The organism is Olsenella absiana, assembly GCF_036408855.1.
Lineage (GTDB): Bacteria > Actinomycetota > Coriobacteriia > Coriobacteriales > Atopobiaceae > Olsenella_K > Olsenella_K absiana.
In genome coordinates, this window is record NZ_JAZGJQ010000013.1 from 25877 (window position 1) to 45462 (window position 19586).

The following is a 19586-nucleotide window of genomic DNA, read 5'->3' on the forward strand; positions in this document are numbered from 1 at the left end:
GGGACGGCTGAGCGAGGAGAGGGACGAGGCCGTGAAACCGGATGTGGCACAATCCCCTGCGAACGCCGAGGGTGTGGCGGAAGAAGAGCGGCCTTCGACCCTCGAGTGGGCGAAGAGGTGGCTCTCGCCCGCGCGCCTGGCTCCCTACCTCGCCGACTGTGGCGGCGACGTGGAACTCGCCCTCGCCCTCCACGAATGGAACCTTGCGCTCGGCAGGGCTGTGATGATGGACGTCGCTCACTTCGAGCTTGCTCTGCGTAACTCCTACGCTCGCGTGCTTCGCGATGGCTTGGGGGACGGATGGCTGCTGGACGACTCCTCGCCCCTCAGGGCGCCCATCATGCGCATGAGCAAGGCCAAGAAGCAGCGTGACGTGAACCTCGTGAACCGCCGCGCAATCGACGATGCGCAGAGACGCGCGCGCGACCATAGCAACGCCGACCAGGTCGTGGCGGGACTCACGCTCGGCTTCTGGGTGCACCTCACCGACCGCAGTCGCGAGCGCGACCTGTGGATTCCACACTTGCACAAGGCGTGGCCTGTCGGGTCTGACCGCAACGACCTCAACGCCCGCCTCTATGCCGTGAACCAGTTGAGGAACAGGGTGGCACACCATGAGCGTCTCTTCGACCCAAAGGACAAGGGACTCTCGCCGAGAGCCGTGGACGCCGACGCGGTGGCGCTGCTGCGCGACCTGCATCCCGAGGCCTACGATCGCCTTTTCGGCGAAGACCCCCGCACGGGCGTCGAGCGCTTCCTCGACGGCGACCCGGCGCCCGTGGGCGTGGGGTTGTAGCGGCAAGAATCGAGTCTTTCTGGGGCCTCTCGTGGCGTGCAAGAGGCCATTTCACTGCTTGTGACCATATTCGATGACTCAGGCTTCCGGCGACGCCCGTGGAGAGTCGCGATTGGCGGCGCCACTGCGCCCGGGAGGTGCTAGAATCACCCCCGTGGCTTTGATGAGGAGGAGTACCTCGGGTCACGCAGGCAAGAGCGAGCGGGGACGGTGTGAGCCCGCGCCGGCGTCCGGGAGAAGATCACCTCGGAGCTGCGGCCCAAAAGCGGGCTCTGCCCGCGAGTAGACGTCGCCGGAGTGGCCGCCGAGACAGGCCAGCCGAGTAAGGCGGATATCCGCTCGCTGGGTGGTCTACAAGCGAAGTGTACCTGGAGGCGCTTCGTCCCAGCAGGAGGGACGGGCGCCTCTTGCGTGGTGCCCGCTAGACGGAAGGAAGAGGAGTGGCAAACAAGTACAAGAAGACCATGAACCTCCCCAAGACCAAGTTCTCGATGCGCGCGAGCCTCGCCCAGAACGAGCCGGCGCGCCTCAAGGACTGGGAGGACAATGGCGTCTACGAGCTCCTGCTCAAGAAGAACGAGGGGCACGAGAAGTTCGTCCTGCACGACGGCCCCCCGTATGCCAACGGCCCCATCCACCTCGGCCACGCGATGAACAAGATCTCCAAGGACATGATCAACCGCTACAAGGCGATGCGCGGCTACCTCACGCCCTACGTCCCCGGCTGGGACTGCCACGGCCAGCCCATCGAGCACAAGGTCGAGGAGCAGCTCGGGACCGAGAAGTTCAACCAGCTCCCCAAGGAGAAGATCCGCGAGATCTGCCGCAAGGAGGCCGTCTCCCAGGTCGACACCCAGCGCCAGGGCTTCAAGCGCCTCGGCGTCCTCGGCGAGTGGGACAACCCCTACCTCACCTACGTGAACGACTACGACGCCACGGACATAGAGATCTTCAAGGCCATCTACGACAAGGGCGCGATCTACCGCGGCCGCAAGCCGGTCCACTGGTGCAGCCACTGCCACACGGCCCTCGCCGAGGCGGAGATCGAGTACTCCGACGAGGTGTCGCCCGCCATCTTCGTTCGCTTCGAGATGACGACGGTGCCCGCGGGCCTCGAGGCCTACGAGGGCAACCTCTGGGTCGACATCTGGACCACCACGCCCTGGACCCTGCCTGCCGATGACGCGGTCATCCTGCATCCCGAGGCCTCCTACGTCGCCGTCGTGGTCGACGGCCGCTGCGAGATCCTCGCCGAGGCCCTCGTCGAGCGCGACTGCGCCAAGTTCGGCTACGACTCCTACGAGCTCGCGCGCACGGCCTCGGGCGAGGTCTGGCGCATGACTGGCGAGGAGCTCTGCCACAACCGCTACAAGCAGCCGATCTTCGGCGACCAGGGCGTCGAGGGCGAGTTCATCTACGCCGACTACGTCACGCTCGAGGACGGCACCGGCATCGTCCACACCGCGCCCGGCCACGGCGTCGATGACTACAACGCCGGCATGCGGTTCAACATCCCCATCGTGATGCCCGTCGACGACGACGGCCGCTTCTACAAGGGCGATAAGATCGGCACCGGCGGCCCGTGGAGTGGCATGGAGGTCAACGAGGCCAACCCCAAGATCATCGAGTGGCTCCGCGAGCGCGACGTCCTTATCCTCCATGAGGACATCACGCACAGCTACCCGCACTGCTGGCGCTGCAAGCAGCCGGTCATCTTCCGCGCCACCAACCAGTGGTTCGTCTCCATGGACGAGACGGGCCTGCGCAAGCAGGCGCTCGACGCCCTCGACCACGTGCGCTTCTACCCCGCGCACTCCGTCAAGCGCATCGGCTCCATGGTCGAGCAGCGCCCCGACTGGTGCATCTCCCGCCAGCGCTCCTGGGGCGTGCCCATCCCGGCCTTCACCTGCCAGGACTGCGGCGAGACCGTCGTGAACGACGACACCCTGGACGACGTCATCCGCCTCTTCCGCGAGAAGGGCTCCGACGCCTGGTTCACCGACGACCCCAAGGAGTACCTGGGCGAACACTGCGTCTGCCCCAAGTGCGGCAGCCACGAGCTCAAGGCCAACCAGGACATCCTCGACGTCTGGTGGGACTCCGGCGTCTCCCACACGGCCGTCTGCAAGCACCGCGACTACCTGCAGTTCCCGGCTGACATGTACCTCGAGGGCTCCGACCAGCACCGCGGCTGGTTCATGAGCTCGCTCATGACCTCCGTGGGCGCCTACGGCGTGGCCCCCTACAAGTCGGTCGTCTCCCAGGGCTTCACCCTGGACGGCCAGGGCCGCAAGATGTCCAAGTCGCTCGGCAACACGATCGACCCGAACAAGGTCTGCGACACGCGCGGCGCCGACATCGTGCGCCTCTGGGTCTCCTCGGTCGACACCTCGGTCGACGTGGCCTGCGACGAGCAGATCCTCGACCGCGTGGCCGACGCCTACCGCCGCTTCCGCAACACCCTGCGCTTCCTGCTCGGCGAGCTCGAGGGGCAGTTCGACCTGGCGACCGACGGCCTTGCCTTCGAGGAGCTCACGGCCTACGACAAGCTCAACCTCGCCCGCATGTGCCAGGTCCACGACCAGGTCACCGAGGCCTACGAGGGCTACCGCTTCAACGTGGTCTACCGCACGCTGTACGACTACGTGGTGACCGAGCTCTCCAACGGCTACCTCAACGCCACCAAGGACCGCATGTACTGCTCGGCCGCCGGCTCCAAGGAGCGTCGTTCCGCGCAGACGACCTGGTCGTACCTGCTGTCCATGCTCGTCCACGACCTGCAGCCGATCCTGGCCTACACCACCGACGAGGTCATGGCCTACCTGCCCGAGTCCCTGCGCGAGGGCCAGCGCTACGCCGCCCTCCTCGACTGGTTCGAGGCGCCGCTCGACCGCGCGGGCTACGAGCGCTATCTGGGCGCCTACGAGGCCATGCTCGAGGCGCGCAACGCCTTCACCAAGGCCTACGACAAGGCGCTCGAGGCCGGCACCATCGAGGAGAAGACCACGCAGGCCGCGCGCGCCGAGCTCACCGTGCCGCACGACGCCTTCGAGGCGCTCTCCGGCGTGGAGGGGCTCGACCTCGGCGAGGCCTTCGTCTGCTCCGACGTGTGCCTGCACGAGGGCGAGGAGCTCGCCTGCGAGTGCCTGCCCGCCGAGGGCCACAAGTGCGAGCGCTGCTGGAACTGGCGCGAGGTCGGCGAGGACGGTCTGTGCGAGCGCTGCCGCGAGGCGGTCGCCGAGACGGAGTAGGCGGGAAGCGACGGATGGACTCTAGGGGCACAAGCGCGAGGGGCCTGAGGCTCGTCGTATTCTGGCTCGTCGTCGGCGTCGTCGCCCTTGTCGACCAGGCGACGAAGGCCGCGGTCCGCCAGGTCGTCGTGCCGGGGGGCCAGCCCTTCGTGCCCGGTGTTCTCGATCTCGTACTGGTCGAGAACACCGGTGCCGCCTTCTCGATCGGCCTGGGCGCGGGCGCGCTCTTCGTACTCGTCGCCCTGGCCGTCCTGGCCTGCGCGAACGTGGTCGTCTGGTGCCACGCCGACCTGCCGCTTCCCCTGGTCGTGGCCATCGGCCTCGTCGCTGGTGGCGGCCTGGGCAACATGATCGACCGCGTCTGCAAGGGGTCGGTGACGGACTTCCTTGCCACGACCTTCATGAACTTCCCCGTCTTCAACGTCGCGGACGTCTGCGTGACGGTCGGGGTCGCCGTGGCCTTCGTCCTCTACCTCGCCTGGGACCGAAGGCGCGGCAAGGGCGGGGAGGAGGACGCGTGATCGTTAGCGCCCTCGTGGGGCCAGAGGCCGACGGGACGAGGCTCGACAGCTTCCTCGCCGCGCAGGTGGGCTGCCCCTCCAGGAGCGCCTGCGCGAGGCTCGTCGAGGGCGGTGCCGTCACCATCAACGGCACGCTTGCCACGAGCAAGAGTGAGCGCGTCCTCCTCGGCGACCGCGTGCAGGCGGAGGTCCCCGAGCCCGAGCCCGCCCCCGGCCAGCTCCCGCCCAACCCGGACATCCCCCTCGACATCCGCTTCGAGGACGAGCACCTGATCGTGCTCTCCAAGCAGGCGGGGCTGGTCTGTCACCCCTCGCCCGGCCACGTGAGCGACACGCTGGCCAACGCCCTTGTCGCCCACTGTGGCTACGAGCACTTGGGGCACCTGCAGGGGGAGGAGCGCCCCGGGATCGTGCACCGGCTCGACATGGACACCTCGGGGCTGATGCTGGCCGCCAAGGACGACGTCACCCAGAAGGCGCTGCAGGACCTCATCCGCCTGCGCGTGCTGGACAGGCGCTACGTCACCCTCGTGCAGGGCTACGTGGCCCCCGACGAGGGCACGATCGAGACGGGCATCGCGCGCTCCACGCGCGACCGGCTCCGCATGGCCGTCTCCGACGCGCCCGGCGCGCGCGAGGCCATCACGACCTTCCGTACCCTCGAGCGCTTCGAGGCGGGCAGGCGCGACGAGGGCTACTCGCTCCTGGAGTGCCACCTCTACACGGGGCGCACGCACCAGATCCGCGTGCACCTGCGCCACGTGGGGCACCCCCTCGTGGGCGACCAGCTCTACGGCCGCGGCGACGACAGGCAGAACCTGGGACTGCGCCGGCAGTTCCTCCACAGCTGGCACGTGCGCTTCGACCACCCCGTCACGGGAGAAACCATCGAGCTGGCTGACTCCCTGCCGCACGACCTGTACGGTGTACTAGAATCTCTTCAGGAACGCTCGATGGGCCGCACCGAGGCGGGCGCGGCCATCTGCCCGCGGCTCGCGCCGGGGGAGTAGCGCGCCCGACAGGGCGAAAGCCCGCTCGAGAGAGGCGGAGTCAAGGTGGAACTCAACCGCATGGGCCTGACGCCCATCGTCATCTTCAACTTCATCATCCTGCTCTTCTTCACGCTGGCCTACTTCTACCAGCTCGTGTTCCTCATCCGCGGCCTCATCCACGGCGACGTGGTGCTGCCCAAGGCCAAGAAGAACCACTCCTACGCCTTCGTGATCGCCGCGCACAACGAGGAGCCGGTCATCGGCAACCTCGTGCGCTCGATCCTCACGCAGAAGTACGACGGCCTGATCGACTGCTTCGTGGTCGCGGACGCCTGCACGGACAACACCTTCGAGGAGGCGCAGAAGGCCGGCGCCATCGCCTGGTCCAGGAACGACCTGGTCCGCAAGGGCAAGAGCTGGGTGCTCGACTACGCCTTCAACCGCATCCTGAACGAGTACGGCGACAAGTACGAGGCCTTCTTCGTGATGGACGCGGACAACATCATCGCCCCCAACTACGTGGAGATCATGAACCAGGCCTTCGACGCCGGCTATCTGGTCTGCACCAGCTACCGCAACTCCAAGAACTTCGACTCGAGTTGGATCAGCTCGGCCTACGCCACCTGGTTCCTCCGCGAGGCCAAGTTCCTGAACAACGTCCGCATGATGGTGGGCACGAGCTGCGCCATCTCCGGCTCCGGCTGGCTCGTGTCAGAGAAGATCATCAAGGGCATGCACGGCTGGAACTTCCACGTGCTGACCGAGGACATCCAGTTCTCGACCTTCTGCTGCGCGCACGGCATCCAGATCGGCTACGCGCCGGCGGAGTTCTTCGACGAGCAGCCCGTCACCTTCAAGGCGTCCTGGACGCAGCGCATGCGCTGGACCAAGGGCTTCTACCAGGTGTTCTTCTCCTACAACCGGAACCTGCTCTCAGGCATCATCAAGGAGAGGCGGTTCTCCTCCTATGACATGCTGATGACGGTGGCCCCGGGCATGATTCTGACCCTGCTCTCTGCCTTCGTGAACGGCGCGTACCTGGTCATCGGCTACTTCAGCCACGGATTCATCGCCACCCAGGGCGAGCTGCTGATGTGCGTGGGCTCGCTGGTCATGACCTTCGGGTCCATGTACATCGTCTTCTGGATCCTGGGGCTAATCACGACCATCTCCGAACGCAAGCACATCCACTGCCGCAAGAAGTGGCGCATCGTGACCAACATATTCACCTTCCCGATCTTCATGCTGACCTACATCCCCATCACGGTGGTGGCGCTCTTCAAGAAGGTCGAGTGGGTACCCACCAAGCACGACATTGCGGTCAACTTCGACGACGTGATGAGCGAGGGGTAGCGAGCGAGCGGGGGGCGCGGGGCGCAGCTGCCCGGCGCCCCTCGTGCGTCCGGGCGCGCGGCGGGCCCTCGGTCCCGCCTCCTCCACGTGGACGAAAGCGCCGTCGGATGTTGCCTTTGTGTACCAACCTCCGACGGTGCTACAATCGCAAAAATTATTGGAAGCGGCAGAAGGAGACCACAAACTATGGCAACGTTCTTCGAAGGGGAGTCCCACACCTTCTCTGAGTATCTTCTCGTCCCAGGCTACTCCTCGCATGAGAACATCCCTGCCAACGTCTCTCTCGAGACGCCCCTGGTGCGCTTCCGCAAGGGCGAGGAGCCCTCGATCAAGCTCAACATCCCCATGGTCTCCGCCATCATGCAGGCCGTCTCCGGCCCCAAGCTGGCCGTCGCCCTCGCCCAGCAGGGTGGCATCTCCTTCATCTACGGCTCGCAGACCCCCGAGCAGGAGGCCGCGATGGTCGAGGAGGTCAAGAGCTACAAGGCCGGCTTCGTGGCATCAGACTCCACCCTCACGCCGGACATGTCCCTGGAGGACGTGCTCGAGCTCAAGGAGCGCACGGGCCACTCCACCATGCCCGTCACGGACGACGGCACCGCGCACGGCCACCTCGTCGGCATCGTGACCTCGCGCGACTACCGCCTCTCGCGCGATGACCGCGCCAAGAAGGTCTCCGAGTTCATGACCCCGGCCGACAAGCTCGTCACCGCCCCCGAGGGCACGAGCCTGCACGACTGCAACGACATCATCTGGGAGCACAAGCTCAACGCCCTGCCCATCGTGGACAAGGACGGACGCCTGACCTCCATCGTCTTCCGCAAGGACTACGACTCCCACAAGTCCAACCCCGACGAGCTGCTCGACGAGCACAAGCGCTACATGGTCGGCGCCGGCATCAACACGCGCGACTACGCCGAGCGCGTCCCCAAGCTGATCGACGCAGGCGTCGACGTGCTCTGCATCGACTCCTCCGAGGGCTTCTCCGAGTGGCAGAAGCTCACGATCGACTGGATCCGCGAGCACTACGGCGACTCCGTCAAGGTCGGCGCGGGCAACGTGGTGGACGCCGAGGGCTTCCGTTACCTGGCGGACTGCGGCGCGGACTTCGTGAAGGTCGGCATCGGCGGCGGCTCCATCTGCATCACCCGCGAGCAGAAGGGCATCGGCCGCGGCCAGGCTTCCGCGCTCATCGACGTCTGCGCCGAGCGCGACCGCTACTTCCGCGAGACGGGCATCTACGTGCCGGTTTGCTCTGACGGCGGCATCGTCTACGACTACCACATGACGCTGGCCCTCGCCATGGGCGCCGACTTCCTGATGCTCGGCCGCTACTTCGCCCGCTTCGACGAGTCCCCGACCCGCCGCCTCAACGTCAACGGCTCCTACGTCAAGGAGTACTGGGGCGAGGGCTCGGCCCGCGCGCGCAACTGGCAGCGCTACGACCTCGGCGGCAAGAAGGGCATGTCCTTCGTCGAGGGCGTCGACTCCTACGTGCCCTACGCCGGCCCGCTCAAGGAGGGCGTGGACGGCTCGCTGACCAAGGTGCGCTCCACGATGTGCAACTGCGGCGCGCTCGACCTGGCCGAGCTGCGCGACAAGGCCAAGATCACGCTGGTCTCCGCGACCTCGCTGGTCGAGGGCGGCGCGCACGACGTCATCCTAAAGGACAGCAACGCGGACACCAACTACCGCGGGTAGCGGGCCTCGGCGGGAGTCGGCCTTGCCGCCGGGACTGCAGGCCTGGCCGCGGGGGCTGCGGGCCGCCGGGACTGCAGGCTGGCACCCGCCAGGGGAGAAGGACGCGTAAGTTGAGGGGCTGCCGGGATTCCGGCGGCCCCTCCTGCGTGATGCGCGTGCTTGCGGAAGCCCCGATGGGGTCTCGGGCGCCGCCGGCGCCGGCGCCGGAGGGCCTCGCCTCGCCAGGTCCGCCTCGCGGCCCCAGGTCCTTCTCGCGGCAACTCGTGGATCCCGAATTACGCACGACTGAGGGTGAGGCCGACAAAAGCCCAGCACTCCACAAACCTTAAACGCAGCCGTGCGTAGTTCCGGCGCGGGAGGGGGCGCTGGAGGTCCGGGTCCAAGCGCGCTGCGCGTGCTTTCGGTGCGAAGGGGCGCTCGGGGCGCGGGGCCAAGCGCGCCGCTGCCCCCCGCGCAGCCCCCCGCGTCCCCGCGCAGCCGCCGCAGCCCCCGCGCCTCAGCCCACCGTGCCGCCGCCTGCGCAGTATGTCGAGCAGGTTCCGCATCGTCGCCGCTCCGTGGGATACCTGCTAGAATCGACAGGCTATGCAAAGTAGCGAGAAGGGGTTTCACATGTGCGACAGCACTCAGCAGAACGACTTTGAGGTGCCTGCCTACGACGCGCAGGCCATAGAGACCAAGTGGCAGAAGACCTGGGAGGACGAGGAGCTCTACAAGACCGACGAGGACCCCTCCAAGCCCAAGAAGTACGTGCTGGAGATGTTCCCGTACCCCTCGGGTGACCTCCACATGGGCCACGCCCGCAACTACACCATCGGCGACGCGATGGCGCGCCAGGCCCGCATGAGGGGCTACGACGTGCTGCACCCAATGGGCTTCGACGCCTTCGGCCTCCCCGCGGAGAACGCGGCGATCAAGCACAACACGCAGGCCGCCAAGTGGACCTACAAGAACATGGACACGGCCATCGCCACCATGAAGCGCATGGGCTTCTCGTACGACTACGACCGCCTGGTGCGCACCTGCGACCCCGAGTACTACAAGTGGGGCCAGTGGATGTTCCTCAAGATGTACGAGAAGGGCCTGGTCTACCGCGCCACCTCGCCGGTCAACTGGTGCCCCAGCTGCAAGACCGTGCTCGCCAACGAGCAGGTCGTCGAGGGCCGCTGCTGGCGCTGCGGGAGCATCCCCGAGAAGCGCAACCTCTCCCAGTGGTACCTCAAGATCACCGACTACGCCCAGGAGCTGCTGGACGACCTCGACAAGCTGACCGGCTGGCCCGAGCGCGTCAAGGCCATGCAGCGCAACTGGATCGGCCGCTCCGAGGGCGCCGAGATCGACTTCACCCTGGCGGACAAGGACGGCGTGACGCCGACCGACCGCAAGATCACGGTCTTCACCACCCGCGCCGACACCCTCTTCGGCGTCTCGTTCATGGTGCTGCCGCCCGAGAGCGAGCTTGCCGCCGAGCTCGTCGCCGGCACCGAGTACGAGCCCGCCTTCCTGGAGCTCAAGGCCGCCACGGAGAAGGTCTCCAGCGTCGACCGCCAGGGCTCCGACCGCGAGAAGCACGGCGTCTTCACCGGCCGCTACGTGATCAACCCCATCAACGGCAGGCCCGCGCCCATCTGGGTCGCCGACTACGTGCTGCTCGACTACGGCACCGGCGCCGTCATGGGCGTGCCCTCGGGCGACCAGCGCGACTTCGACTTCGCCCGCAAGTACGGCCTGCCCATCCCGCCGATCATCTGCGAGAAGGACGACCCGCTCTACGATCGCCTGAAGGACGTGCGCGACCTCGAGGTCACCGACGTCGACTGGGACGGCGCCATGGCCGCCGAGGGCTACCTCGTGCAGTCCGGCCAGTTCACCGGCTTGCGTGGCGGCAAGCACTCCGAGGCCGTCGACGCCATGATCTCCTATCTCGAGGAGCGCGGACTCGGCCGCAAGACGGTGCAGTTCCGCCTCCGCGACTGGCTGATCAGCCGCCAGCGCTACTGGGGCAACCCCATCCCGATGATCCACTGCGACTGCTGCGGCGACGTCCCCGTGCCCTACGAGGATCTGCCGGTCAGGCTGCCGGAGAACCTCGACCTGGGCGCCGGCGAGACCCTTGCGGAGTACGCGCCCTTCTACGAGACCACCTGCCCCAAGTGCGGCAGGCCGGCCAAGCGCATCACCGACACCATGGACACCTTCACGTGCTCCAGCTGGTACTACCTGCGCTACTGCGACCCGCACAACGACGAGCTGCCCTTCTCCAAGGAGGCGGTCAACCGCTGGATGCCCGTAGACAACTACATCGGCGGCATCGAGCACGCGATCCTGCACCTGCTCTACTCCCGCTTCTGGACCAAGGTCTGCCGCGACCTGGGCATGATCGACGTGGACGAGCCCTTCACCAACCTGCTCTGCCAGGGCATGGTCAAGGACGAGAACGGCGACACCATGTCCAAGTCCAAGGGCAACGTCGTGCCTCCCTCCAGCGTGATCGGGCCCTACGGCGCGGACACCATGCGCCTCGCCATCCTCTTCATCGCTCCGTCGGAGAAGGACTTCAACTGGGATCCCGAGGCTGTGGCCGGCGCCAACCGCTTCATCAAGCGCGCCTGGCGCATCGTCTGGCTGCTCACCGAGGGCGCCGCGGCCGGCACTGCGGCCGGCACCGCGGCCGGCAGCCCCGCGCTCGACCCCTCCAAGCTCTCCGGTGCGTCCAAGGAGCTGTGGCGCCAGCTCAACGAGCACGGCGTCAAGTGCACCGAGGACTTCGACCGCGGCCAGTTCAACACCGCCATCTCCGCGGTCATGGAGCTCGTGAACGCCGCGAGCAAGTACGTGAACGACGTACCGGTCGCAGAGCGCGACGCGGCACTCTGCATGAGGGTCGCACACGACGTGGTCGCCATGCTCGCCCCGATCATCCCGCACTGGGCCGAGGAGCTCTTCCACGCGGCACTCGGTCGCGAGGGCTCGGTCTACAACGAGCCGTGGCCCGAGTTCGACCCCGAACAGGCCAAGAGCGACGAGATCCAGATCGCGGTGCAGGTCAAGGGCAAGGTGCGCGCCCGCATCGACGTGGCGGCCGACGTCTCGAAGGAGGAGCTGGAGGAGGCCGCCAAGGCCGCCGTGGCCGACCAGCTCGTGGGCAAGACGATTAAGAAGGTCATCGTCGTGCCCGGCAGGCTCGTGAACATCGTGGCCATCTAGCGCTTCCGCGCTACGGCGCGGCGTGGCCGCGCTGTCGCACGCCCGTACGGGCGCACGACCACGTGTCCGCGCCCGAGACGCCCGCACGGCCGAGATGGACACACCCGAGACGCCCGCACACCCGAGACGCCGGACGGCCGAGATGGTAGGCCCACGGGTCGCCTCAACCAGGTATGCCAGGCTAGCCGGCACCCCCGCACCTCGCGAGGGTGCCGGTTTTCCTTTGCCTTGAGCTGCTAGTTTCTGATCGCCAGACTCCTTAGGGCCCCGCGGCGCAGCCCCGCCCGTGCGCCCGTGCGTCTTTCGGACTTGTGGACGGGTCGGGGCCGCCCCCGCCGGCTCCGACCGCGCCCGCTGCCCGCCCGGCGCACGCGCTTCCCGGGGTCACGCCCGTCCCGCAGCGCCGGGGGCCGGCCCGCGGCGCCCCGGGGGCGCCCGGCCGCACGGGGGGCCGTCCACAACTCGGGAGGATGCACGCCGTGGCCCGCGTGGCTGCGCCGGAGCCGGGCGACCCGACCTCAATGCCAACGTATGCCCTGGTTCTGTTGTCCTGAAGAGACTTCGGCCCCGCTTGTTCCGCAGCTATGCGGGCCGAGTGGAGCCTTTGCTGCCATCCTTGGCTGTCGCTCTTTGGTTCCTGGCGGCGGCTTCGGCATCGCGTCGCTGGCCCGAGCTGTGGAATGGCCTCGCGAACAGGAACTGGCTAGAGCTGAAGGCGTAAGGCCTTCCCTCGGCTCGCCACCACGCGAAGGCTACGCCCAGTAGCAAGGCTACGCCCAGTAGCGGCAAGCCTCCATGAATAGCCTATGGTGAGTTTCCGCGTAATTGGCTGGAAGGCGGTAGGCGCGAATGCCCGTGTTCTTCCGAATAGCTCCCGCGATTTCGTCTAGCAGGTCGACGCGTCGCAGGTGTCTTGGCTTCACCACGGTTACGCCCATGCCGAGGGCGGCGTAGGCGTTTCGGCGACGCTCGTCGGCGTCGTTCTCGGCCTTAGTCGAGTGGTAGAGCGTGCCGTCGTACTCGACAGGATATCGGGCCCGGCTCCAATAGAAGTCGGGCCTTATCGTCATCTGGCCTCCAAGAAGTCGCGACGCCCCCTTGTTCAAAGTGATCCTGTGGTTGAGCAGCGGATTACCGAGGCCGTATCCACCGTAGTACAAGGGAAGCCGGAACATGATCGAGAGCGCTGTCTCCGCCGGCGAGCCCGAATTGTCAGCCAGATACTTACAGGCGACCAGGGCGCGTTCTCTTCCACGGATGCCTTTCGCCTTCTTGACATAGCTCCTGATGGACGAGACGCAGGTAAGTGGTTCGGTGTTGTACGTCGGTCCCGAGCCCGTCATCCTGTAGGTGCCGCAAAGCTCGTGTCCAAGCTCGAGCAGTCGGACAAGCGACATCTTGGATGCCGCCATGAGGAACAGCAGCTCAGGCGTCACCACGTAAAGGTCCCCCGTCACACGTACGAGGGAACGGCTCGGAACCTCGCTCGAGATGACCCTGACGCGCGCTCCCTTGAGTTTTCGCTTCGAGGAAGTCTTGCCGACAAGAAGACAGACGGTCCCGTCTCCGCAGAGGCCTAGCTCCTTTACGTCCCTGACGATCGCCGCGGAAGGGGCGTCGACACAGAGGCGGCCGCGGCGCTTCGGAAGAAGCGGCCCTCTACCGAGGGTGGAAGCCGTAGCGTCAACATGAGTTCTCCAGTAGTGAAGGGCGCTTCCATCGCAGAGAATAGCTTCCATTGGCATATCCTCCATTCATTAGGATTACCCTTATAACCTGCGTAAACACAAAAAGCAAGATAAAAGATTGATGCTTGTTTTGTGCCAGCGCACCGCAAGTGAGCCCTGGCGGTGCAGATGGTCCCCGCATCATGCGAACCACGGCTTAGACAAGCCGCCAATTCTGCGCGAACGGTGATCAGGGCGAGGTCGTGGACGTGTACAAAGGGCTCGGGGGCAACGGCAAGGGGTCCATCGCAGATCTCACTATTGATATGTGCGCCTTTCGGGTTTGTGGATGGCCCGAGGCCGTCTCCGCCCCGCTGCCCGTCATCCGGCTCGGCACGGGCCGGCGGCCGCCCCGCGGCCCCGCGGCGCAACCCCGCCCGCGCGCCCGTGCGCCTTTCGGACTTGTGGACGGGTCGGGGCCGCCCCCGCTGCCTCCGGCCGCCCCCGCGGCCCGCCCGGCGCACGTGCTTCCTGGGGTCGCGCCCGTCCCGCCGCGCCCGGGGGCCCGCCCGCGGCGCCCCGGGGGCGCCCGGCCGCACGGGGAGCCGTCCACAACTCGGAAGGATGCACGCCGTGGCCCGCGTGGCTGCGCCGGGGCTGTTCTCCTCCCTGGCCGAACCCACGTGGTTCCCCCCAAGCGTCTACGTCTGTCCGCCTAGCTCCACCGAACCCCGCCTTCGCGCGCGAAAGCACGCCGAAAGCATCGCACAACGTTTCAGAAACAATGGTGACTCGTCCGTATAATCCCAGCTTCAGGCCTGGTTAACAGTGTTACGGGCGCATGTAGCCCCCCTTGCACTCCAGTAAAACCGCGTCGGCGAAAACTCCACGAAACGTCCTCCGTGGCACTCTGTCAGCGTCCGGTCGGCAAGCCCCTCACCTGCGAGGCATCGCCAGCGAGGCCGGGGCCGCCCCGCGCCGCGCCCGCGCCGCGCAGGTCTCCGAGGGCCGCCGACAGAAGCGAGCCAAGAGGCTCCGTACCCAAGGGAGGATCGTATGGGTATCTTTAGCTCAGTCGATGTTGGTTGGACGTTGGTCGGCGCGTTCCTTGTCTACTTCATGCAGGCCGGCTTCGCGCTCTGCGAGGCAGGGCTCACGCGCGCCAAGAACACTGGCAACATCCTGATGAAGAACCTCATGGACTTCTGCATCGGAACGCCGTGCTACTGGGTCGTCGGCTTCGGCCTCATGTTCGGCGGCACTGGCGCCCTGATCGGCCGCTTCGACCCCTTCATCCTGGGGAGCTACGACTTCGGCGGCCTGCCGGTCCTTGTCTACGCCATCTTCCAGACCGTCTTCTGCGCGACGGCTGCCACGATCGTCTCCGGCTCCATGGCGGAGCGCACCAACTTCAAGGCCTACTGCCTCTACTCCGCCGCGATCAGCCTGATCGTCTACCCGATCTCCGGCCACTGGATCTGGGGCGGCGGCTGGCTCTCCGCGCTCGGCCTGCACGACTTCGCCGGCTCCCTCGCGGTCCACTTCGTCGGCGGCACCACGGCCGCCCTCGGCGCCGCGATGCTCGGGCCCCGCATCGGCAAGTACGACAAGGACGGCAACCCCCGCGCCATCCTCGGCCACAACATGACGGCCATGGCCCTCGGCGTCTTCATCCTCTGGTTCTGCTGGTTCGGCTTCAACACCGGCTCCACCGTCTCGCTCACCGGCGACGACACCCTCGTCTCCGCCGGCCTGATCGCCTTCAACACCAACCTCGCCGCCGCCGTCGCCACCGTCGCCGCGATGATCTTCACCTGGGTCCGCTACGGCAAGCCCGACGTCTCCCTCACCTTCAACGCCTCGCTCGCCGGCCTCGTCGCCATCACCGCAGGCTGCGACGTTGTCGACCCCTTCGGCGCCTTCTTCATCGGCCTTGTCGCCGGCATCCTGGTCGTGCTCTCCGTCGAGTTCTTCGACAAGGTCGCGAAGATCGACGACCCCGTCGGCGCCATCTCCGTCCACTGCGTCAACGGCGCCTGGGGCACCCTCGCCGTCGGCCTCTTCTCCACCTCCACCGGTCTGTTCTACGGCTACGGCCCCGCCGCCCTCGGCGTCCAGCTCCTCGGCATCCTGGCCGTCGGCGCCTACGTCCTCGTCGTGATGTTCGTGATCTTCACCATCATCGACAAGACCATCGGCCTCAGGGTCCCCGAGCAGATCGAGATCGACGGCCTGGACTACGCCGAGCACGGCCTGCCCACCGCCTACTCCGGCTTCGCCATCTCCGACCCGACCTACGCCAACCTCGACATCGTCGACCCCAACGAGGGCACCGACCTCGGCGAGCCCAGCTACGAGGCAGCCAGCCCCGCCAAGCGCGACGCCGCCGTCAAGGTCATCGGCGAGCCCGACCTCACCAAGCCCGGCACCATGCACAACGTGACCATCATGTGCAAGGCGTCGATGGTCGAGCCGCTCAAGGTCGAGCTCAACAAGCTCGGCGTCACCGGCATGACCGTGTCCCACGTCACCGGCTTCGGCATCCAGAAGGGCGCCAACGCCATGTACCGTGGCCTCCCGATCGACGCCCGCTTCCTGCCTAAGACCAAGGTCGAGGTCATCGTCGGCAGCATTGCGGCCCAGCGCGTGATCGACTGCGCCAAGAAGGTCCTCTACACCGGCCACATCGGCGACGGCAAGATCTTCGTCTACGGCGTCGAGCGCGTGGTCAAGGTCCGCACGGGCGAGCAGGACCTCGAGGCCCTGGTCGACCAGGACGCGTAGGCCCGGGCACACCCCGACCAGCGTCGCGTTGCCCGCACGAATCGGGGTCCGCACCTGGGACAGTCTCCCGGCGCAGACGGCAGGGGAGAAGGACCCGCGCGCAGAACGTCCGCAGAACCCGCCCGCCCGTCGACCTCCCCGACGGGCACCAGATCCGCCGGCCGCGTCACCCGACGCGACCGGCGGCCCCTCTCTGCGTCGGTGCCGCAGCACGCCGCCGGTCGCAGCGCGCCGCCGGTCGCGTTCCGGCGGCTACTCCTTGGACCGGTCCGGCGCCGCCGAGATGGTGGGGTTCTCGCGCACGATGCGCTTGAGCTCGTCGATGTAGGCGAGCAGAAGCCGCGAGGGCTTGCGGTCGCGGTGCATGAGGTAGCCCACCCGCATGGTCCTGCTGGTGTCGAGCGGCACCGACACGATGCCCTGCTGCATCGCGCTCGTGAGCACGCCCGTCGCGAGCGTGTAGCCGTTGTGGTGGATGAGCAGGTTGGTGAGGGTGCTCCTGTCCGAGATGCGGATGTTCTTGGCGTGCGGCAGGTAGCTCAGGGGCTCCTCGGAGTAGTAGAAGGAGTTCTCGCGACCCTGCTCGAAGGAGTAGCGCGTGAGCCCCTCGAGGTCGGAGAGCTCGATCAGGTCCTTCCTGGCGAGCGGGTTCTTCTCGCCCACGAAGACGTGCACCCCCGCCTCGAAGAGCGGCTCGAAGACGAGCCGCGCGTCGCGGAAGGCCTTGCCCAGCACGTGCGAGTTGTACGAGTCGAGGTAGAGGATCCCTACCTCGCTGCGGAAGCTCGCCACGTCGTCGATGATCTGGCCGGTGGAGGTCTCGCGCATGGTGAGGTCGTAGTCCGCGTCCTCGCACTCGTCGAGCAGGTTGATGAAGGCTTGCACGCTGAAGGCGTAGTGCTGGGTGGAGACGGACAGGCGCAGGGCGTCTTTGCCGGAACCCTGGTAGTGAGCCTCGAGCATGTCGGCCTGCTCGACCACCTGGCGCGCGTAGCCGAGCAGCTCCGTGCCCTCGGTCGTGAGCGTGACGCCGCGGTTGGTCCGGTTGAAGACGGTGATCCCCAGCTCCTCCTCGAGCTCCTGGATGGAGGCCGAGACGTTGGACTGGGTCGTGTAGAGCCCCTGGGCGGCCGCGTTTATCGAGCCGCGCTCCGCGACGGCGATGAGGTACCTGAGCTGGCGTAGGGTCATGTTCGCTCGCTTTCTCTCTCGCACCAGTCTAGCCAAAGCCGGCGGTTTTCCTCCACATGTCCTTGACTTGCGAGAAACCCGTGTTATAGTGCAATGGACTATGTAGGTAGCTGTAAGGAAGTGGGGTGGAACTTTCGCCCCGCTTCCTTTCTGTATGTAGCGCAGGGGTGCAAGGCACCCGGATGGGAGGGACGGCCAATGTCTGCGGCAACCTTTGACGCCCTGGCGGAGCGCATCCTCGCTCGCCTCGAGCAGGAGGCGCCTGCCCACGACGTCGACATCGTGAGCGTCGAGGTGGTCGGCGCGAGCGGTGCGCCGACCGTCCGCGTGCGCATCGACCACGCCGACGAGTCTGCCCCGTCGATCTCGCTCGACGAGGTCACGGCGGAGACCGCCTGGATCTCCGAGCTGATCGACGAGATGGACCCCGTGAGTAGCTCCTTCACGCTCGAGGTCTCCTCGCCCGGCCTTTCGAGGCCGCTTCGGCGCCCGCATGACTTCGAGCGCTTCGCAGGCGAGCAGGTCTCGCTCAAGACGCGCGCCCGCGAGGGCCGGCGCCACTACACGGGCAGGCTGGTCGGCTTCGAGGACGGCAGGGTGCTCCTCAGCTGCGATGAGGGCGACGTCTCGTTCCCGCTCGAGGAGGTCGCGTCGTGCAACGTGAAGCCCGACCTCGACCCCAAGCCCAAGCCGGGCAAGGGCCCCGGCAAGCGCAAGGCCGCCGGCGCCGGCAGGCCCGCGGCGGGGGAGAAGGACGCCGGCCCCGAGCCGGGCGCCAGCAAGAAGGACAAGGCCGCCGGCGGCACGTCCGGCCAGGCCTCGGAATAGAGGGAAGGAACCGATTTCATGGCATCTGAGATGATGGAAGCTCTCATGGCCCTCTGCCAGGAGAAGCATATCGACGAGCTGTACCTGCTCGACCGCCTCGAGCAGTCCCTCGCCAAGAGCTACGCCGAGGTCCTGCACCTCGACTTCGGCGCCAAGGTGACGATCGACCGCGCGACCGGCAAGGTCTACGTCTACAAGCTCATCCCGCGCGACGACTCCTTCGACGAGGAAACCGGCGAGTACACCGAGTTCGACGAGGAGGACGTGACGCCCAAGGGCACGAGCCGCATCGCGGCCCAGCACGCCAAGGCCGAGATCAACGCCATCGTGCGTAACGCCGCCCGCCAGCAGATCTACGAGGAGTTCTCCCAGCGCGTCGGCGACATCATCACCGGCACCGTGCTGCAGTCCACGCCGGACTTCACGATCGTGAAGATCCGCGAGGGCGTCGAGGCTGAGCTGCCCCACTTCGACCTCAGGCGCTACCCCGAGGAGCGCAACGAGCGCCCGGTGGGGGAGCACTACTCCCACAACCAGCGCCTGAAGGCGGTCATCGTAGAGGTGAGGGACCCCAACAGCACCCAGCCGCCCGTCCGCGGCGAGCGCCAGAGGCCGCCCATCGTGATCTCGCGCACCCACCCCGACCTGATTAAGCGCCTCTTCGAGCTCGAGGTGCCCGAGGTCTACGACGGCATCGTCGAGGTCCGCTCGGTCGCCCGCGAGCCGGGTATCCGCTCCAAGGTCGCGGTCTCCTCGCTCGACAGCCACCTCGACCCGGTGGGCGCCTGCGTCGGCCCCAAGGGCTCCCGCGTGCGCACGGTCGTCTCCGAGCTGCGCGGCGAGCGCGTCGACGTCGTGCTGTGGAGCGACGACCCGGCCCGCTGCGTCGCCAACGCCCTCTCGCCGGCGCGCGTCTCCCGCGTGCTCGTCGATCCCGAGGACAACCACGCCACGGTCATCGTGCCCGACGACCAGCTCTCGCTGGCCATCGGCAAGGAGGGTCAGAACGCCCGCCTGGCCGCCCGCCTCACCGGCTACCACATCGACATCAAGAACGAGTCGCTCGCCAAGGACATCCTGCACGACCTTCCCCAGCGCCCCGAGGCCGACCTCCTCGACGAGGAGGACGAGGACGGCCATCGCTGCGAGTACGTCGGCCCGACCGGGATCCAGTGCCGCAACATGGCGCGTCCCGGGTCCAAGTACTGCGGCATCCATGAGAAGCTCATGGAGCTCGGCACGGACGACGTCTCCAACGACCCCGACTCCCTGATCTAACCCGCGGCGCCCACCGA

The 19586-nt window shown here is 67.1% G+C and carries 12 protein-coding genes; 10 read left to right on the top strand and 2 right to left on the bottom strand.

Annotation, left to right across the window (positions count from 1 at the left end; all coding sequences use genetic code 11):
- The first annotated feature begins 73 nt into the window (after positions 1-73).
- From VXJ25_RS08980 to leuS, 7 genes are all read left to right on the top strand, one after another.
- The gene (locus VXJ25_RS08980) at positions 74-796 is read left to right on the top strand and encodes an Abi family protein (RefSeq protein ID WP_330958878.1); all 723 of its coding nucleotides are present in this window, start codon (positions 74-76) and stop codon (positions 794-796) included.
- Between the two features lie 440 nt (positions 797-1236).
- On the top strand, positions 1237-4047 hold the full coding sequence (ileS, locus tag VXJ25_RS08985; protein ID WP_330958879.1) for an isoleucine--tRNA ligase: 2811 nt from the start codon (positions 1237-1239) through the stop codon (positions 4045-4047).
- Between the two features lie 14 nt (positions 4048-4061).
- Positions 4062-4568 (top strand): signal peptidase II, encoded by a 507-nt coding sequence (lspA, locus tag VXJ25_RS08990; protein WP_330958880.1) that lies wholly within the window; start codon positions 4062-4064, stop codon positions 4566-4568.
- Positions 4565-5578: an RluA family pseudouridine synthase gene (locus VXJ25_RS08995; protein WP_330958881.1), complete on the top strand. Its 1014-nt coding sequence runs from the start codon at positions 4565-4567 to the stop codon at positions 5576-5578. The genes lspA and VXJ25_RS08995 overlap by 4 nt, the downstream gene beginning before the upstream one ends.
- A 60-nt stretch (positions 5579-5638) precedes the next feature.
- Positions 5639-6913 (top strand): glycosyltransferase family 2 protein, encoded by a 1275-nt coding sequence (locus tag VXJ25_RS09000; protein ID WP_407941931.1) that lies wholly within the window; start codon positions 5639-5641, stop codon positions 6911-6913.
- Between the two features lie 186 nt (positions 6914-7099).
- Positions 7100-8614, top strand: a complete 1515-nt coding sequence (locus VXJ25_RS09005; protein ID WP_330958883.1) for an IMP dehydrogenase — start codon at positions 7100-7102, stop codon at positions 8612-8614.
- A gap of 612 nt (positions 8615-9226) precedes the next feature.
- A complete protein-coding gene (leuS, locus tag VXJ25_RS09010; protein WP_330958884.1) occupies positions 9227-11821 on the top strand; it encodes a leucine--tRNA ligase in 2595 nt (864 codons plus the stop codon).
- A gap of 770 nt (positions 11822-12591) precedes the next feature.
- Here leuS and VXJ25_RS09015 read toward each other — a convergent pair.
- Entirely contained in the window at positions 12592-13560 is a 969-nt protein-coding gene (locus VXJ25_RS09015) for a hypothetical protein (protein WP_330958885.1), read from the bottom strand.
- A gap of 984 nt (positions 13561-14544) precedes the next feature.
- Here VXJ25_RS09015 and VXJ25_RS09020 point away from each other — a divergent pair.
- Positions 14545-16272, top strand: coding sequence for an ammonium transporter (locus VXJ25_RS09020; protein ID WP_330958886.1), 1728 nt, complete (start codon positions 14545-14547; stop codon positions 16270-16272).
- Between the two features lie 252 nt (positions 16273-16524).
- Here VXJ25_RS09020 and VXJ25_RS09025 read toward each other — a convergent pair whose 3' ends face one another.
- On the bottom strand, positions 16525-17463 hold the full coding sequence (locus VXJ25_RS09025) for a LysR family transcriptional regulator (RefSeq protein ID WP_330958887.1): 939 nt from the start codon (positions 17461-17463) through the stop codon (positions 16525-16527).
- A gap of 198 nt (positions 17464-17661) precedes the next feature.
- Here VXJ25_RS09025 and VXJ25_RS09030 point away from each other — a divergent pair, with 198 nt between their 5' ends.
- Both VXJ25_RS09030 and nusA read left to right on the top strand, forming a co-directional pair.
- Complete coding sequence (locus VXJ25_RS09030; protein WP_330958888.1) at positions 17662-18291, top strand: ribosome maturation factor RimP; 630 nt, start codon at positions 17662-17664, stop codon at positions 18289-18291.
- Positions 18292-18309: 18 nt separating this feature from the next.
- The gene (gene nusA / locus VXJ25_RS09035; protein ID WP_330958889.1) at positions 18310-19569 is read left to right on the top strand and encodes a transcription termination factor NusA; all 1260 of its coding nucleotides are present in this window, start codon (positions 18310-18312) and stop codon (positions 19567-19569) included.
- Positions 19570-19586 lie beyond the last annotated feature (17 nt).

Bases quoted from the DNA above. Each gene is read 5' to 3' on its own strand.
- lspA (WP_330958880.1), top strand. From the start codon at position 4,062: ATGGACTCTAGGGGCACAAGCGCGAGGGGCCTGAGGCTCGTCGTATTC.
- VXJ25_RS09000 (WP_407941931.1), top strand. From the start codon at position 5,639: ATGGGCCTGACGCCCATCGTCATCTTCAACTTCATCATCCTGCTCTTC.
- VXJ25_RS09005 (WP_330958883.1), top strand. From the start codon at position 7,100: ATGGCAACGTTCTTCGAAGGGGAGTCCCACACCTTCTCTGAGTATCTT.
- leuS (WP_330958884.1), top strand. From the start codon at position 9,227: ATGTGCGACAGCACTCAGCAGAACGACTTTGAGGTGCCTGCCTACGAC.
- VXJ25_RS09015 (WP_330958885.1), bottom strand. From the start codon at position 13,560: ATGGAAGCTATTCTCTGCGATGGAAGCGCCCTTCACTACTGGAGAACT.
- VXJ25_RS09020 (WP_330958886.1), top strand. From the start codon at position 14,545: ATGGGTATCTTTAGCTCAGTCGATGTTGGTTGGACGTTGGTCGGCGCG.
- VXJ25_RS09025 (WP_330958887.1), bottom strand. From the start codon at position 17,463: ATGACCCTACGCCAGCTCAGGTACCTCATCGCCGTCGCGGAGCGCGGC.
- VXJ25_RS09030 (WP_330958888.1), top strand. From the start codon at position 17,662: ATGTCTGCGGCAACCTTTGACGCCCTGGCGGAGCGCATCCTCGCTCGC.
- nusA (WP_330958889.1), top strand. From the start codon at position 18,310: ATGGCATCTGAGATGATGGAAGCTCTCATGGCCCTCTGCCAGGAGAAG.